This is a genomic window from Legionella sp. 39-23 (genome assembly GCF_001897665.1).
Taxonomy (GTDB): domain Bacteria; phylum Pseudomonadota; class Gammaproteobacteria; order Legionellales; family Legionellaceae; genus Legionella; species Legionella steelei.
The window spans coordinates 1-15662 of record NZ_MKTO01000022.1; the positions used below are offsets into that span (position 1 = coordinate 1).

A 15662-nucleotide genomic window follows, 5' to 3' on the forward strand; every position below is an offset into this window, starting at 1 on the left:
GTTATGTGCTTAAATCTGGTTTTATGTTGCCTCCTTTGATGTTTTCAGATGATGAAATTGAGGCAATGGTGCTAGGGTCACGTTGGGTTGCACAACGAGCGGATACTCAACTTAAAATCGCAGCTCAAAATGTGCTTGCAAAAATTTCAGCACTCCTTCCTACTGAATTAAAACACCAACTAGAAACTTCAGGACTCTTAGTTCCCCCAGGAAAATGTGCCGAAAGTAAGGATAGTGATCTTATTCTCATTCGCAAAGCGATACGTTTAGAACGAAAAATCGAATTAGAATATCAAGATCTCCAAAACAATCATTCGACACGAATACTCTGGCCTATTGCGCTCGGCTTTTTTGAGGAAGTTCATCTCATGGTGGGTTGGTGTGAGCTAAGGCAGGACTTCCGTCACTTCAGAACCGATAGAATTCTTCAAGTATCCATTAAAGAACAAAAATATTCCGAACGCCGACAATCCCTTTTAAAGAAGTGGCGCACCCTACATAATATTCCCCAATCCTATTGAATGATACTGACAAAAACTGTCATGAGTCTGTTTTATATTCTCCAATGAATTTAACGAAAAATAAAAAACAGGAGAAATCATGACATTCGACCCCAATTTAGTTCTATTTTATGTGAGCAATATAGATAACAGTACTCATTTTTACTCAGAATTGCTCAATGCCCAGCCTATCCACACTGAGCCTGATTACGCCATGTTTCTATTAAAATCCGGTTTGCGATTGGGATTATGGTCTCAAAATTCTGCGTTACCCGCACCAACTGCATTGGGTGGCGGTAGCGAACTCGCCATTTTGGTTCCCGATGAACAAGCCGTTGATGAACTTTTTAGAAATTATCAAACTAAGAACTTTAAAATGATACAAGAACCAACACCAATGGATTTTGGTTACACGTTTGTAACCTGCGACCCAGATGGTCATCGAATTCGCTTTTTTTCAAAGAACTGATCATGAACCAAAACTGGCTGGCTGTCGCCTGCGCGTCCCACGTACGGATTGGAGTGGAAGGAGGCTTTATGCAAGTTTGCCACGGTAAACTTGCGCCTCTAAAAAAAATACAAGCAGGTGATTGCATCATCTATTACTCACCAACTCTGCACTTTAAAGGGATTGAGAAATTGCAAGCATTTACAGCACTTGGAATCATTCTACCTGGTGACCCCTACCAGGTAGATATGGGCAATGGTTTTTTTCCATTTCGACGCAATGTACTTTGGGCCAATAAAGGATTTGATGTTCCCATACACGCGCTCATTGAATCACTTGAATTGACAAAAAATAACAAGAATTGGGGATACCCCTTTCGTTTTGGATTATTAAAAATCACTGAAGAGGACAAACGCATCATTGCGAATGCCATGCAGGCTTATATTAATTAAAACTTCTATTTGGAGAACGGTATGACTGTTATTATCCCCCAATTGACTCAGATTCAAGAATTTACAGTAACTGGAATGAGTGTAAGAACAAAAAATGAAGAAGAGTTTAATCCTCAAACGGCAAGACTGCCTCAACTATGGGAACAATTCTTTGATTCAAACATCAGAGCACAACAAGAAAAGCCGGTTTATGGCGTATACCACCATTATGAGTCCGACTCATCAGGGTACTATACAGTCACCGCGGGAATAGAAATTGTGAATGAATCTAAAGCTACGAACTTAGATAGAGTCGCTATAAAAGCGGGCAACTATCTGGTTTTTGAAGCAATCGGTCCTAATCCCTCAGCAATCATTAATGCCTGGCAAACTATTTGGAGCTATTTTAATAAAAAATCAATATACGAAAGAACCTACCTCACTGATTTTGAGCTCTATAAAAAGCCTCATGAAAGTGCAGTATACATAGGCATAAAATAACCAACATAAGACATTAACTATGACAACAACTCTAAATAAAATCGAAATGATGGAGTCACTCAAAACACTTAGAAGCGAGCTCGAGTTACTCAAAAAACCTGATTCGGAGCAAAAAGCAATCTATTATAAAACGGGACCAGGAGATTATGCAGAGCATGACCAATTTATGGGTGTAAGCGTCCCTGATTTAAGAAAAGTCGCCAAATGCTATCAATCATTACTACCCTTTTCTTTGTTACAAGAATTGTTGTATTCACCCATCAATGAAGAGCGATTATTAGCCTTGTTGATTTTAGTAACCCGTTATCAAAAAGGAGATACAGACCTTAAGCAAACGATTTTTCAATTTTATTTAACTCACATCAATCAGATTAATAATCTGGAATTTAGTTGCCTAAGAAGTAAATCCAGGAGAGTGAAATATAATTTTCTTGGCTAAGGTTACATGCTCTAATACTACACGCAGTATGACCATCCCCAATGAGTTAAAAAAGTATTTTTGTCCTCTTCTGACTGCTGAGCAGTTCTATTTTTTCCAGTCAAAACCTGTTCAAGATAATAGCGTCCATCCCCAAAAAATCGTTGAAGTTGGTAAAACCGGCACAATTCATGGTTAATGCTACAGTTGGGATTCAGTTTTAAATAGAACTCAGTCAATGGAGCCTGTTCATAATGCCAAAGGTCTCTCTCAATTGGTGCAATTTTAACTCCATCCCAATCAACCAACCAAACATCAAAAGGAGTTTGTAGTACATTATAGTGGTGAGGGTCACCATGAGTTAGAGCAAAAGGGACTGGCTGCTGAGTGAACTTCTTTTTCCATTCTTGTAATTGAGATAGTCCTTGTAACAATTGCTTTTTATAACACTCCAGTTGGGACAACATCGATTCTGCATGCGTTTCCTCAATCACCTCAACTGAATTGTTAATCCAATCCTTTATTCCTAACGCATAATTGATATCAAAATGTTCTGTCTCAAAAAATGAGAACTCATGAACTGGAATTTGATGTAATTGAAATAGAAGAGTAGCCATTTTATCGGCCAAAAGCTGATTGGGCGAATAGGCTGGATGAATTCCTTCAATGTAGTCAAACAATGTCAAAATCAATTCATTGGTCCTAAAACAATAATGGCCCTGAACATCTGAAATCATATAGGACAAGTTCTTCATACCAAATTCGTTTCTGAATCGATTTAAAGCGATACCGGTCTGGTTGAGTGATTCAATCGTAGGATGGATTGGAACCAGCGATTGGCCTTCAGGATAAACTTTTAGAAAATATTTTTTAGTCGTATTCGTCGAAATAACAAATCCATAAAAAGACCCCACCTCAACAAAATGGAGCTCTGAGGCCATAATCTGGTAGCCTTGATATAAAAAATCCATCAGCTGTTCATCAGAATAATTTAATTCTCCACGGCGCATCTCTAGCCCTCTAAGATTGTTTGTCTAAATAGCAGGTGTAACGTTTACCGTGCTTATTTATAAATGCCTCACATCGAAATCCACATTGCTGATAAAAACCGTAAGCCTCATCGTCTGTTTCAGCGCGAAGCGTTTGTATTGGAAAATGATTGAGTACATATATCAGCATGTTCTTACCTATTCCTTGGTTTCTATATGCTTCAATTACCGAAATATGTCTGATTATGGCAAAACTCTCCTCTAAATGAAGACCAATCACACCAACCAAGTCATTTTTTAAAAACGCCCCTATAAGATACTGGCCAAGTTGAGTATAAGATAGAAGTACCTGTTTCATTTTTTCAGGTGTTGGGCATCCAACGCTTGGTTTAAGGAGATTGGACAATCCTGGATAAGAAAGTGAAATCTCTTTACACTCAATCTTGAACTGCCGTTTTTTCCTAACCAACTCCATAAGTTCCATGGCAAGCGTATTGATGTTATCCTGCGAAGAATCGAGAATAATGCCACCCATCTCAACAGTTTTCTTTTTAAGAAATAGAGCCCAATTGTTCATAGGGACATCTGCTAACTCAGGCTGATTGCGAAGTACACTCAACCGATGCTCTCGTATGGCTTGCTCCGTATGCAAACAAATCAGTAAATAATTTTCTATACCCTGCTCTCTAAGTGGTACTAAAGCAAATTCTGGATTAAATTGCCCCTCTAGGAAAATCAGCTTTTTATCATGAATCTGACTTAAACGCTCAATCCAGCATCTTGTAGTGACCTCTTGCCATTTTTCGGTTGAGCCGTATTGTTGGATCATGTCATCAAAACTGGGAACACCAATGCTATCAAAAAAATGAGAAGAAATGATCTCCTGAGGATATTGCTGTTCGATTTCTTTAAGCAATGTTGTTTTTCCAACCCCAGATGCACCCGTAATGAGTACAATCAATGGCTGTAAAGATTCGCAGTCGCGCATCATTTCGACCCATTAGCGTTAAATTTTGTTTATTATAACTGATTTGTTTTGTTGTGATGGGATTGCCACTTTCCTGTGTTCAAAAATGGTTTTTATATGAACAGGCAAATTGGCACACCAACAACCATAATTATGACCGCCAATAAATTCAGACTTATGGATAAGCATTCCTTTCTTTTCCATTAAATCAGCAATTCTTCGATTAGCTTCAAATGTTGCGATAGATTGAGTAGAGCCATCTTCGAATTCTAAGTCTACCGGAATCGTTTCATAAGTACCAATATCAAAAATAAATTGCATATTAGGATTTTCTTTATGGTGTTGTTCAATCTTTTGTTCTAAATCAGTCAATTTTTGCATTTCCAAGGAAGGTGATAAAGCAATAGCATTGCCAAACACAGTTGGTTTGGTTAAAGCGGCATAAAAAGCAGCTAAGCCACTGGCACTTTGCCCAACAATCGTTATTAATCTTGCGTCTTGAGTGATATTTAATTGGTTTTTATCATGTAACATCGGAATAAAATCATGCCCTAAAAATGAGGTGAATGCGTCATTACAGTTGTATTCATGCATACGATGAATGCTTGAGTATTCCAGAAATACTGCAACACAAGGAGGAATACTTCCCTCTTGAATGAGCTTATCTAAAATAAGCGGTGCCGGCATGGGATTTAAATAATCACTACCATCTAAAAATAAAATCATAGGGTAAGGTGTTGCCTGTTTATCGTAATCAGGAGGCAAATAGACCCAATATTTTCGTATCGATTGCTCAGGATTTTCGTAATAGCCTGGAACATTTTTTAAACGAGTTTCCAAGAAGTTCAGCTCGAAAGAAAAAAATCGATGTTCTTTTTTACATCGCTCAGGATGTTCCTTTGCTTTATCTAAAGAACAATCAGTTACAAAAGTTGGTGCATTAGGTAGCTCAATAATGGATTCCTTGCCAAAAAATTCGCCGGGATTGTCATAATCCATATAATAGGTTATTTCCCGTTTATTTCTTGGATCAGTTTGAACGCAGCCTTGATTAAATAAGTGCATTAATAACATTTGTGATTCTTTGAATTTTCCTGTTGGAACGGGGTAGAGGCTTTTAGTATTTTCTTGTTCTGGGAATTCCTCTTTTGGGGTATCTTCATCAACAATGAGTACGTTATACGAAGAGCGAAAAGTGCGCGGCAATATCAAAGTTAAGTATCTAATATCAGTGTTTGGAATAGCTTTAAATTGACTCTGCAAAGAACAAGGTAATCCAGTAAATGTAGACCACAAATAAATTGTTTTTTTATCGCTTTCCTCTCTATATAAAAAAGTGACCAAACACTGCTCTGGCTGATTTGGAACATCTTCAATAATGGGTGTTTCAACCCTTTGCCAAATTTGATCGTTTTCTTCTGTAGAAGTCGCTACAGCTAATTCCTCAATAAGATGTTGTAAATAAGGTGAATCATATTTTGGCATAGATACTCCAGGAGAGTTAGCATTACATCATCCTATCCATTTTAGAGCCTTTTTAAAGAGATAGGTTTAGCTTTATGGTTGTTCATGATATAAAGCAATTAATTCTTTACTCGAAGAACATCCTAACGAATCCATTAATTTAGCAATAACTCCTTCGACTGTCCTATAAGAAACATGGGCTTCACGCGCAATTTCCTTAGCCGTTTTTCCTTGAGCCAACAACTTAAGGTATATGGCTTGTTGCTCAGATAAATCAACTTTCGTATGACATACTTTATGGTATAATGTGAAATCTTTTTTCTCCAAAATTGTTTTTTTGGGCAGCATTTTTTCATTTCCCAAAATAGCCTTCGCAATACAACGCGTATGCTCTTCTAATTTGCCATCATCACCATGAATAGTCAGTGTAGCCACTTCTTTATATAAACTATCGCGCTCGTCATGTAATTGATCAAAAAAATCACTCAAACTTGGTATAGGCAATAAATTTGCTGGATTGCGTGCAGTACGCTCGATTTGAACCGGAGTACTCACATCCAAAAATACAGTCATTTCATTTCGCAATAATTGACAATTTTTTAAAGCTAGAACAACACTGGAATCGGTAGTTACGACAATGTGCTCTTGCGTGCAAAGGGACTTTAATATGTCAAACTGACACTCATAAAAAACATCACTTCCGGGGCTTCCAAGTATTTCAGACAAATGTCGTCCAACATGAGATTCTAACCCTAAATCTGCATCGACAAATTGCCACCCTAAAGATTGCGCCACAGACTTAGCTAATAATCCTTTACCAGCACCATGATGACCAATAATAAAAATTCGTTGAGGTTGATTCATTCTTACTAATCTCCTAAATCCAAATGATATAATAATTATACAAATAGGCCATAAGATGCATCAATACGTAGAACTACGTGAGTATCGAATACGTGATTATTATTTTAATCTAACAGAAGAATTAGTTTTGGGAAAAATAGCAATGTTTTTCTCTTACAAGCATTCACTTGAGAAGATACTCATTGCTAAAATAACAAACAAATCATTGATAACAATTTCTACGAGTAAGTATTCTATGCCTAACTATCTGTATCTCACCTTACAATCCGAACGACTTCAGTTAATTCCTGTTTCACTAAAATATGCAGAAGATTTATGTAAAGAATTTACTGCTGAAATTACAGAGCACATGTGGCCAAGTGCTCCGAAAACACAAGAGGAAATTAATCAGCACATTTCTGAACAGCAAATTAAAATGCAAGCAGGCTCAGAAATCGCATTGGTCATCATCAATAAAGAGAACCAGAATTTTTTAGGATATGCTTGCCTACACCAAGCAAATACAAAGACACCTGAATTAGGCATTTGGTTAAAGAAAAGTGCTCATGGATTTCATTATGGTTTTGAAGCGATGAATTTATTAAAAACCTGGGCTGAAACTAATATGGTTTATGATTATCTAAAATATCCTGTTGTAAGACAAAATATCTCTAGCCGGAAAATTGCTGAAAAAATGGGTGGCATTATTGAAGATGAATACATTAAAGCAAGTGAGTCAGGCAAGTTGCTTGATGAAGTAGAATATCGATTTTATGGTGCAACAATGACGAATACACAATCCAAAATAAATATTACTGCAGCCTTAGTACGTGAGCTCATTACGCAACAATTTCCACAGTGGGGTCAGCTACCTATTCAAACTGTAAACAATAGCGGTTGGGACAATAGAACCTTTCATTTAGGTACAGAAATGCTCATTCGCATGCCCAGTAGCGCCGAATACGCAGGGCAAGTGGAAAAAGAACAAACATGGTTACCCAAATTAGCCCCACTTCTTCCTCTTCCCATACCCGCCCCACTTGCGATGGGAAAACCCAATGAACTGTATCCTTGGAAGTGGTCCATTAATCGTTGGCTTCCTGGGGAAACGGCAGCAGCTACTCCCATTAATGATTTATCTGAGTTTGCACATGATTTAGCTCTATTTCTTAAGGCGCTCCAAAGCATCAACTCAATGGGTGGACCTCTTGCGGGTCCTCAGAGTTTTTATCGCGGTGGTGATTTAGCAGTTTATGATTCAGAAACACGAAAAGCCATCGAAGATTTGAAGGACACTATAGATTTCCGTGCTGCAACAGAAATTTGGGAAAAAGCATTATCAACTTCTTGGCAGAATCCACCCCTTTGGGTGCATGGTGATGTCAGTGTTGGCAATTTGTTACTTTCTCAAGGAAAATTAAGTGCAGTTATCGATTTTGGCCAACTTGCCATCGGCGATCCTGCTTGCGATCTTGCTATTGCCTGGACATTATTTGAAGGAAAAAGTCGGAGCATTTTCTTAGAAACCCTGGCACTTGACCCAAACGCTTGGGCACGAGGACGTGCTTGGGCTTTATGGAAAGCAATGATGTATCTTGTTAACCAACAAACCGAGATGAATTTTGAAGCAAAAAAAGCATTGCGCACGATTCATGAGTTGATCGAAGATCATAGGAAATGATTATGAAGACTTCTCACATAGAATGGGCTCTTAGTACCTTAAACGATTCAGGGTATCTACTTGAAACCACGAAACCAGAAATAGTTCTCGATACAGCCTGGTCAGAAGTGTGTCGTTTTCAAACAAATCTTGGGTTGGTCTATTTGAAGAAAGTGCCTTCTGCATTGTCATTAGAAGCCAATGTCATTCAGCTATTGCAGAAACAATTCAATGCCCCTGTTCCGCAAATCATAGCTCATAATCAAGAACTTCACTGTTTTTTAATGCAAGATGCTGGCATTTCTTTGCATGAGGTCTTTAAACAGGAAGTTAAGCCCAATCTTTTAATTGATATGATGCATCATTACACAATGCTGCAAATAAACTCCGCAGATAAAATAAGCTTGTTTCTTGATTTAGGTGTCCCAGATTGGCGCCTGCAGCAATTGCCAAAACTTTATCAGCAATTACTATGTGAAGAAGAGCTATTGATTGGTGATGGATTAACCCGAGAAGAATTAAAACAATTAAAAAGTTTAGATGGTAAATTAAGAACTTTTTGTGAGCAATTAGCCAGTTTTAAAGTACCTGATACTTTTGGCCATGCAGATTTTCACGGTAAAAATATTTTAGTGAATCCCCATACTCATCAAACCACGATGATTGATTTAGGGGAAGTTGTTATTACTCATCCTTTTTTCTCATTCGTTAATTGTTTGTATCGAGTAACAGAATTTTTAAAATTATCAACCAGTCAATATAGGCAATTGCAGGAAGCTTGTTTTAAAAATTGGCTATCGATAGAGTCATCTGTGCATTTGTTTGAAATTATTGCAATTATTCAGCAGTGTTGGTCTATTCATGCGGTGTTGGGCGAGTATCGCCTAATTAAAAGCATCGACCCAATCGCATTAATAACATTGCGCCGACAAGGCCGATTTTCTGGAAAATTAAGAGCTTGGATAGATCATTAAGTCATTATTTATTGTCGAATGAGTCGGATATTTTTTCTATCAAAAGTATTATTTTTGCTGGAGCGATAGGGATTAATATCCAATCCTCCACGTCTGGTATAACGTCCATAAACTGTTAATACTTCAGGTTTACAATAATTCATAATATCCACAAAAATTCGCTCTATGCATTGCTCATGAAATTCATTATGGTTTCTATAGGAAACAAGGTATTTTAATAAGCCTTCCCTATCTATCTTTTTTCCTTTGTAAGCGATGTACACACTTCCCCAATCCGGTTGATTGGTGACTAAGCAATTTGATTTTAAAAGGTCAGAATACAACTGTTCTTCCACCACCACATCTTGAACACTAAGAAACGATGGCTCAACCAAATAGACAAAGCACTCGACATCGAGGTGATCAATGCACTCGCCCGTCAACATTTGTGATGCAGCGTATTGACTCGCTTGTTCCAAGGAATAAATTTTAACTAAAACTGGTGATTCAACACGTGCCTCCAAATCTTTTTTAATCGTATTCTCTAACTCATCAATACTTTTTATTTTGGTGTTATTGAATGAATTAAAATATAATTTTAATGACTTGGATTCGATGAGCTTTGGCGAGTTACAATCATAAAAAATTTCACCAATCCCGACCACCGGTTTTCCTTTCTCGTTGAGCCAGGAAACTTCATAATGATTCCAGCAATCAAAACCCACAAAAGGCGGATGAGCAGGATCAATGCCAATTTCTTGCCGCTTACCCGCTCTGGGGATAGGATAGAGCCGATTAGGATTGTAGGTGGAATCGTAGTCCGATTTTTTACCTAACTCTGATTCACTAGCTGCTTGATATTTTTTTAATACAGGATCGCTCATAGTATTTAACTCCAATATTTCAATAATTTTTGCACTACTTTGCCAATTGATTGGCTGGTTTATTTCCAATTGACTGGCAATGTAAGTTAACAAAGAGGCTGCTTCATTTATTTTATTAGCCTTTTCGCTCAATTCGCGTGCTTGAAGGCTCATTGATGCAGCCAGATTAAAGTTTGGATTCCCAATGATTTCTTTGATGGTAGATAAAGAAAATCCAAGGAATTTTAAAGTGATAATTTGTTGTAAAATGAGTAAATCAGCTTCAGAATACAAACGATAGCCAGAATCAGAGCGCTTTGTTGGTTTTAACAAACCTACTTCATCGTAGTATTGCAATGATCGAATTGAGAGAGAGGTCATTTGGCTGATTTCTTTAATTTGATAATAGTTCATAAGCATCATCTCCTTAATTGATGATTCTAAGCTATCACGCAACGTGAGGGTCAATACTTAATTAGTAATAAAGAATAAAGGAATTTTTTGTTTCATGTTAAAATGTGCGACTCTATAGTTGTATTTACCACATAGTGGCTATTATGAGCTCAGATTCTATTCAATTAAATCAAAATCATGGGGGACCGCTCCATTATCTGGGAAATAGGAACCTTACTCTTCCAGATTTGACAGGGCATATGTCCCCTGATACTAGCTGGTTGAATGAGCATTTCTCTGTATTATTGGCAAATAGTAAGGGCCAAAAATACAAGAAAGCCATTGAGCCTTTTGCAGGTTCTGCTTCTTGGAGTCTGGCTGCAATGGAGATTGGCGTTGCAGAAGAATATATTATCAATGACAGCAATAAAATTTTGATTAATACACTTCTTTTAATTAAAGATAACCCTGCTCTTGTCAAAACTTCTTATACTGCCTTAATAGAAAAATATGATGCCTCCCTATCGAAGAAAGATTTTTTCCTTGAAGTGATTGGGAATTACAACCAAACAACTGATGAAGAAAAAGCGTTACTGCTCCCTTTCATCATTAATCATTCATGGGGCGGAATCCTTTTTTATGATAAGGAATTGAATATTATCTATCGCGAAGGTGAACTCTTTGAAGGAAAAAATGCTAATCGATTTCTTGAGCATGCGAATTTGTCCCTAGAAATGTTCTTGAGTGAGATTGACCGAGTATCTAACCTTCTTAATGCGAATCAAGTTTCATTCAGAAGTGGTGATTTTATGGACGTGATTTCGATTGCGACACCTGGTGATTTTGTGGCACTGAATCCTCCTTATCCAGAGAATGAACATTCGACGCTTGAAAAAGCTGGGATGTATATTGAACTTTATTCGCCTGAAAAACTGCACCAGAATTTGGTGCAAATCATTCAACATCTTGAAAGCCAAGGTATTCATTACTACATGACTTATGGATTTTATAATCCAAAATTCAGAAACTATGTCTTAGCTAATGAAAACCAGCGGCCAATTAATTACTTTCGTGTCCTAGGCTATGAGCATTGTGCTTTTGGAATAGGTCTTGATCAGATGTATTTTACGTCCCAATTTTCAATTCCCAAAGGTATAAACATATTCAAAGCGGAGGGAGTTTTGGGTGCCCAGGATATAACGCCTGAAGAAGCACTCAAACAATTTAAGTTGCTTTCAAAAAAATGTTTTGCTGTTATTTACCGAGCTTTTATTAAGCCTGAGCTTGAGATGGAGTATCAAAAGGCCTGGCATCAGGTCGCTTCCTATTTTGTGCAATATCGCGGTGCATTAGGTTCTTGCCTGCATAAAACTAACGATGGTATGTGGCTTGCCTATTCTCGTTGGCCTGATAAAGCTACTCGAGATGCTTCTTGGCCAGGCGAAAATGCCCCATCTGAGATGTTACCCAATGAAATTAGAAAAGCGGTTATAACCATTCAAGAGTGTATTGATCAAACGCAAAAACTACCCGAAATTACTATGGAAGTTGTCAATGATTTATTGTATTCAAACTAATAGAAGATGTAACTCATGAATCAAGCGCAAATGAATTACCAACTAGAGCTTGTTATAGACGCTAAGCTACTAGAACAGCAAGATAAAATTATTCGTGATGGGATAGTAAATTTTAATGCTCCTTTTACAGGAACCAAACCAGAGCGTTACTCAATCTATGTGAAAGATAACGAGGGTATTATTATTGGCGGAGCTATTGTGTACGCTCATAAAAGCTCAATATATGTTGATGTCCTCTGGGTTAAGGAGGAATACCGTGGTCTTGGTATCGGTGCTGAACTATTGCACAGCGTTGAAGCCGAAGCAATTACACGAGGAATTCCAGCATCGACATTAGATACTTTTTCTTTTCAGGCAGAAAGATTTTATTTAAAACAAGGCTATCAGCATTTAGGCACAATTAAAAATTATTTAGAAGGGCATGATCGGATCTATTTTAGGAAGCAATTGTAGAGAGGAGAGCATATCCCCCATAAGAAAATATGCCTTGAAAAAAGAACAGAACAAACGAAGCATCTATTCTCCAAAGTTAAACTTTTATTGGAAATGCTCGTAAAAGTTCATAAACAAATTAGAAAGGAAAAGGAGGTAACTTATTCCTATCTTTAAGCCAAAATGGATGATGCCATTCTTCATAGATGGAAACAGGCATATTGCTTTGTTTAAATTCATCAAAAGATAAGTCGCAAAGAAACCATTTAAGGAATTCCGCGCAAGTTTCCGGGCTTATTAATTGACCGGACTGATAAGCCTCATCAAACATTTTATGTAAATGAAATGAAGTTGTTTCTCTTAAAATTTTTTGAATTCTTGTATCCACCTCCCCTGGAATAACACAAGACACACCAATATTTTTCTCTGCTAGCTCTTTTCTCACAATAGCAGTTACTTCATCCAAACCCGCTTTGCTGGCACAGTATGTTGAGCTTTCTTTAAGTTTCAGAGTCGCTGCTCTTGATGTAACAAATAAAATCCGAGACTTCTCAGGCATCTGCGCGGCAAGTAGTGCTGTAAGTTTCATTGGAGCTAATAAATTAACCTGAAAAACTTCGTCAATACTGTCACAATCGTATTCGGTCAACGGACGTGGAGGACTTTTCATTCCTGCATTTTGAACTAAAAGATGAAGCGGTATTCCAGAATCATTAATAATTTTAGCAACCTGTTCGATATCACTATTGCGAGTAAAATCCGATTGAATGGGAACAAAACGAGAATATAGCGCTTTAGTATCCTCTAAGCTGCTTACATCCCGCCCTGTTCCATAGACAACCCAGCCGTCACCTAAAAGAATTTTAGCAAGTTCAAGACCAATTCCATGGCTGGCTCCGGTCACTAATGCAGCTTTATTATTGTTGATGTTCGTCATGAAGCATTCCTTGAAACTTAAGTTACGTTCGTGCGGTATGGTAATCAAAGTTGGCGAAAGTTAAAAGGTTATTCCTAATTCATGTGTTACTAATTGAATTAATTCTGGAATACTTGCCTTGACTTGAATAATAGTAGATAAAACCTGAAGCACCTGCTCAATACCAATGCCCTGCTGCTCTTTATCAGAACTAAAAGAACGGTTTATATTATATACTAGCCAATTGATCCAATTGCCAAGAACACCATAAAAAGCAGCTTCCAAATGATCCTGATTTATTGTTATTCCAGAAGACGCATATGTATTTAGCATTTTTATAAATAAAGTTTTATTAAACAGCGGAGTAGTAATTCCACTCCAATCAAGAGCACAATTGACTATTTCATAAGTGGGATTAAGTTTTCGCGCAGACTCCCAATCAATGAGAAATGGAGTATCATTTTTATCCCATAAAACATTTTTTTGATCCAAATCACCATGGCTTACTACACTACTACTTTGTAGAATAGGTATTGTTTTTTGATAGATATCGTTAAGCTCAATTATAACTCGTTGATTACTTTTTAATTGCTCCTTAAACACCAAATTTTTGCTTGCTGACTGGTCTATTAACACACTAATTTTTTCATTGGGATGAATATCAAATTCTTGAGCACTTAGCTGGGGAACATTAAGATTAATAGGATGAATTTCAGCCAAAAGAGTGGCTATTTTAAGCGCATGCATCTCAGATATAGCGTCTTTATCCAATGCTTTTGCTGTTATCCAAGGATAAACAAGAAAGGCCTCATCTTCTGAAAGGATTAAGTAATTATTTTCTAATTTTAGAGCATGAACTGCGGGAATAGTACGCTGGGAAAATTGGAAAGCTATCTGTTCTGTCAATTCATATTGGGATTTAACTTCTTCAGTCAATTGGATGCTGCTATTGAGTTGTTTTACAGCAAACTGCGAGCCATTGCACTTCAGATACCACATTTTATGTAAAAGACCGCCATAGACTCTTTGAGGCAAGTCAAAAGGTTGGTTCATCTTTAATTTTTTACAGATTGTTTCTAGTTGACTTCTATTCACTATGAGCCGCCTTAAGAATGCCTTGTGTCTCTGACTCTTCATTAAAAAATTTAACAAAAAATGTTTTGCTTAACTTGGGATTTTTTTTATTGATTCTCGTAAATTCCGGCATAAAACCGCACTTTTTATAAAACTCTGGAGCTTGAAAAGCACTGGTCACCAAATTGATATTATTAAAGCCCTGACCTTTGAAGTGATGTTCAAGAGCAAGTAATAACTGTTTGCCATATCCTTTACCACGATAAGCACTGTCTACCCAAATATCATCCACATAAATTTCTGCAAACGCAGTAAAGGCATTAAGCGCACCAAAAATTTCTCCATGGGCAGAAGAAATGGTCACTGAAAAACGTCGATAATTGACGTCAATACCATGCTGAGCCTCATAGGCAATAAATCCATTTGTCATTCGTTTTTCCGTAGCTTCATCAAGTTCATCAACAAATTGGATTTGATATTCTTTCTTGCTTTCTAAAGGCTTGCTGCATTCATGTGCTGTACTATCAAAACGAAAAATAACTCGTTGTGGTTGATGCGGATCATAATTGATTGTTTTAATTTCTTCCTGGAAATTGCCCATTGTAATTTTTGAAATAGTTTTGCGCCAAAAACTAAGCCCTCGCTTATTTTCTGGAATCACAGAAACCTCCCATAAGCCTGGATGCATTTTCCATAATTCAGAGGAAACTAAATAACCTAAACCTTTGCCTTGAAACTTAGCAGTAATAAAAAACTCGCCCATATTCCATGCAGTATAAGGGTAAACTCCTTCGTGATTTAATAGAGCAAAACCAGCTAATTCATTACCAACTTTAATCAGAAAGGCTTTTCTTGTCGGCTCTTCAAAGTATTTTTTAAAATCGAAGCTTTCATACAGGCCATCGGAAGGCAAAGCCCAATCATCTGAAATAAAACCACAGTCACGCGAGAGTTCATATACATAAAATCGTGCCATGTTTTGGATGGTAGGATAATCATCTAATGTTGCTGTCTCAACTTTTAAAGCAGAGTGTAATTCTTTGATGTTCACAGCATTTTCCTTAAATACAGTTTCGCCATATGACCTTCATTCTGATATCCAAGCGATTTGTAAAAATCATGGGAGCCCTCTTTCGCTCGCCTAAGTCCAGATGTCAAATCAATGATACAGGGACTAAACTTTCTGGCAAATTCCTCAACAGTAATCATAAGCTTTTTACCTATTCCTTGATT

18 protein-coding genes are annotated in these 15662 nt (G+C 37.2%); 9 read left to right on the forward strand and 9 right to left on the reverse strand.

Going from position 1 to position 15662, the window contains the following annotated elements; translation table 11 throughout:
• From BGO44_RS09350 to BGO44_RS09370, 5 genes are all read left to right on the forward strand, one after another.
• Positions 1-521, forward strand: a 521-nt coding sequence (locus BGO44_RS09350) for a helix-turn-helix transcriptional regulator (protein ID WP_286823099.1), incomplete at its 5' end; no start/stop codon positions are given.
• A gap of 79 nt (positions 522-600) precedes the next feature.
• On the forward strand, positions 601-969 hold the full coding sequence (locus tag BGO44_RS09355; protein ID WP_010655408.1) for a VOC family protein: 369 nt from the start codon (positions 601-603) through the stop codon (positions 967-969).
• A 2-nt stretch (positions 970-971) separates the two neighbouring features.
• Complete coding sequence (locus BGO44_RS09360; protein ID WP_029489149.1) at positions 972-1400, forward strand: EVE domain-containing protein; 429 nt, start codon at positions 972-974, stop codon at positions 1398-1400.
• Between the two features lie 21 nt (positions 1401-1421).
• Entirely contained in the window at positions 1422-1880 is a 459-nt protein-coding gene (locus BGO44_RS09365; protein WP_010655410.1) for a GyrI-like domain-containing protein, read from the forward strand.
• Between the two features lie 19 nt (positions 1881-1899).
• Positions 1900-2319 (forward strand): DNA alkylation repair protein, encoded by a 420-nt coding sequence (locus BGO44_RS09370; protein WP_238585460.1) that lies wholly within the window; start codon positions 1900-1902, stop codon positions 2317-2319.
• A gap of 17 nt (positions 2320-2336) precedes the next feature.
• Here the strand turns inward: BGO44_RS09370 and BGO44_RS09375 are convergent, their stop codons facing one another.
• From BGO44_RS09375 to BGO44_RS09390, 4 genes are all read right to left on the reverse strand, one after another.
• Positions 2337-3308, reverse strand: coding sequence for a phosphotransferase (locus BGO44_RS09375; protein WP_058478625.1), 972 nt, complete (start codon positions 3306-3308; stop codon positions 2337-2339).
• A 10-nt stretch (positions 3309-3318) separates the two neighbouring features.
• Positions 3319-4278 carry a GNAT family N-acetyltransferase gene (locus tag BGO44_RS09380; RefSeq protein ID WP_058478626.1) on the reverse strand — a complete coding sequence of 320 codons (960 nt, stop codon included), beginning with the start codon at positions 4276-4278 and terminating at the stop codon, positions 3319-3321.
• A 15-nt stretch (positions 4279-4293) separates the two neighbouring features.
• The gene (locus BGO44_RS09385; RefSeq protein ID WP_058478627.1) at positions 4294-5739 is read right to left on the reverse strand and encodes an alpha/beta hydrolase; all 1446 of its coding nucleotides are present in this window, start codon (positions 5737-5739) and stop codon (positions 4294-4296) included.
• Between the two features lie 72 nt (positions 5740-5811).
• On the reverse strand, positions 5812-6582 hold the full coding sequence (locus BGO44_RS09390; protein ID WP_058478628.1) for a shikimate kinase: 771 nt from the start codon (positions 6580-6582) through the stop codon (positions 5812-5814).
• Between the two features lie 55 nt (positions 6583-6637).
• Between BGO44_RS09390 and BGO44_RS09395 the strand changes: the two genes are divergently transcribed.
• Both BGO44_RS09395 and BGO44_RS09400 read left to right on the forward strand, forming a co-directional pair.
• Complete coding sequence (locus BGO44_RS09395; RefSeq protein WP_241652494.1) at positions 6638-8242, forward strand: GNAT family N-acetyltransferase; 1605 nt, start codon at positions 6638-6640, stop codon at positions 8240-8242.
• 2 nt (positions 8243-8244) lie between these two features.
• Complete coding sequence (locus tag BGO44_RS09400) at positions 8245-9195, forward strand: aminoglycoside phosphotransferase family protein (protein WP_129796187.1); 951 nt, start codon at positions 8245-8247, stop codon at positions 9193-9195.
• Positions 9196-9203: 8 nt separating this feature from the next.
• On the opposite strand, the gene queF is transcribed toward BGO44_RS09400, so the two are convergent.
• On the reverse strand, positions 9204-10460 hold the full coding sequence (gene queF / locus BGO44_RS09405) for an NADPH-dependent 7-cyano-7-deazaguanine reductase QueF (protein ID WP_420798094.1): 1257 nt from the start codon (positions 10458-10460) through the stop codon (positions 9204-9206).
• A gap of 134 nt (positions 10461-10594) precedes the next feature.
• Here queF and BGO44_RS09410 point away from each other — a divergent pair, with 134 nt between their 5' ends.
• Positions 10595-12007, forward strand: coding sequence for a DNA adenine methylase (locus tag BGO44_RS09410; protein WP_082650876.1), 1413 nt, complete (start codon positions 10595-10597; stop codon positions 12005-12007).
• A gap of 15 nt (positions 12008-12022) precedes the next feature.
• On the forward strand, positions 12023-12460 hold the full coding sequence (locus BGO44_RS09415; protein ID WP_058478629.1) for a GNAT family N-acetyltransferase: 438 nt from the start codon (positions 12023-12025) through the stop codon (positions 12458-12460).
• Between the two features lie 118 nt (positions 12461-12578).
• Here BGO44_RS09415 and BGO44_RS09420 read toward each other — a convergent pair whose 3' ends face one another.
• The 4 genes from BGO44_RS09420 to BGO44_RS09435 all read right to left on the reverse strand — a co-directional run.
• Positions 12579-13376 carry an SDR family oxidoreductase gene (locus BGO44_RS09420; RefSeq protein WP_082650877.1) on the reverse strand — a complete coding sequence of 266 codons (798 nt, stop codon included), beginning with the start codon at positions 13374-13376 and terminating at the stop codon, positions 12579-12581.
• Positions 13377-13436: 60 nt separating this feature from the next.
• Complete coding sequence (locus BGO44_RS09425; RefSeq protein ID WP_058478630.1) at positions 13437-14450, reverse strand: aminoglycoside phosphotransferase family protein; 1014 nt, start codon at positions 14448-14450, stop codon at positions 13437-13439.
• Positions 14443-15480 (reverse strand): GNAT family N-acetyltransferase, encoded by a 1038-nt coding sequence (locus BGO44_RS09430; protein ID WP_058478631.1) that lies wholly within the window; start codon positions 15478-15480, stop codon positions 14443-14445. Before BGO44_RS09430 ends, BGO44_RS09425 begins: the two co-directional genes overlap by 8 nt.
• Positions 15477-15662, reverse strand: a 186-nt coding sequence (locus BGO44_RS09435; protein WP_286823112.1) for a GNAT family N-acetyltransferase, incomplete at its 5' end; no start/stop codon positions are given. The genes BGO44_RS09435 and BGO44_RS09430, both read right to left, overlap by 4 nt.

What these genes read in the sequence shown, in the direction of transcription:
- BGO44_RS09355 (WP_010655408.1), top strand. Translation starts at nt 601, where the DNA reads ATGACATTCGACCCCAATTTAGTTCTATTTTATGTGAGCAATATAGAT.
- BGO44_RS09360 (WP_029489149.1), top strand. Translation starts at nt 972, where the DNA reads ATGAACCAAAACTGGCTGGCTGTCGCCTGCGCGTCCCACGTACGGATT.
- BGO44_RS09365 (WP_010655410.1), top strand. Translation starts at nt 1,422, where the DNA reads ATGACTGTTATTATCCCCCAATTGACTCAGATTCAAGAATTTACAGTA.
- BGO44_RS09370 (WP_238585460.1), top strand. Translation starts at nt 1,900, where the DNA reads ATGACAACAACTCTAAATAAAATCGAAATGATGGAGTCACTCAAAACA.
- BGO44_RS09375 (WP_058478625.1), bottom strand. Translation starts at nt 3,308, where the DNA reads ATGCGCCGTGGAGAATTAAATTATTCTGATGAACAGCTGATGGATTTT.
- BGO44_RS09380 (WP_058478626.1), bottom strand. Translation starts at nt 4,278, where the DNA reads ATGATGCGCGACTGCGAATCTTTACAGCCATTGATTGTACTCATTACG.
- BGO44_RS09385 (WP_058478627.1), bottom strand. Translation starts at nt 5,739, where the DNA reads ATGCCAAAATATGATTCACCTTATTTACAACATCTTATTGAGGAATTA.
- BGO44_RS09390 (WP_058478628.1), bottom strand. Translation starts at nt 6,582, where the DNA reads ATGAATCAACCTCAACGAATTTTTATTATTGGTCATCATGGTGCTGGT.
- BGO44_RS09395 (WP_241652494.1), top strand. Translation starts at nt 6,638, where the DNA reads ATGCATCAATACGTAGAACTACGTGAGTATCGAATACGTGATTATTAT.
- BGO44_RS09400 (WP_129796187.1), top strand. Translation starts at nt 8,245, where the DNA reads ATGAAGACTTCTCACATAGAATGGGCTCTTAGTACCTTAAACGATTCA.
- queF (WP_420798094.1), bottom strand. Translation starts at nt 10,460, where the DNA reads ATGATGCTTATGAACTATTATCAAATTAAAGAAATCAGCCAAATGACC.
- BGO44_RS09410 (WP_082650876.1), top strand. Translation starts at nt 10,595, where the DNA reads ATGAGCTCAGATTCTATTCAATTAAATCAAAATCATGGGGGACCGCTC.
- BGO44_RS09415 (WP_058478629.1), top strand. Translation starts at nt 12,023, where the DNA reads ATGAATCAAGCGCAAATGAATTACCAACTAGAGCTTGTTATAGACGCT.
- BGO44_RS09420 (WP_082650877.1), bottom strand. Translation starts at nt 13,376, where the DNA reads ATGACGAACATCAACAATAATAAAGCTGCATTAGTGACCGGAGCCAGC.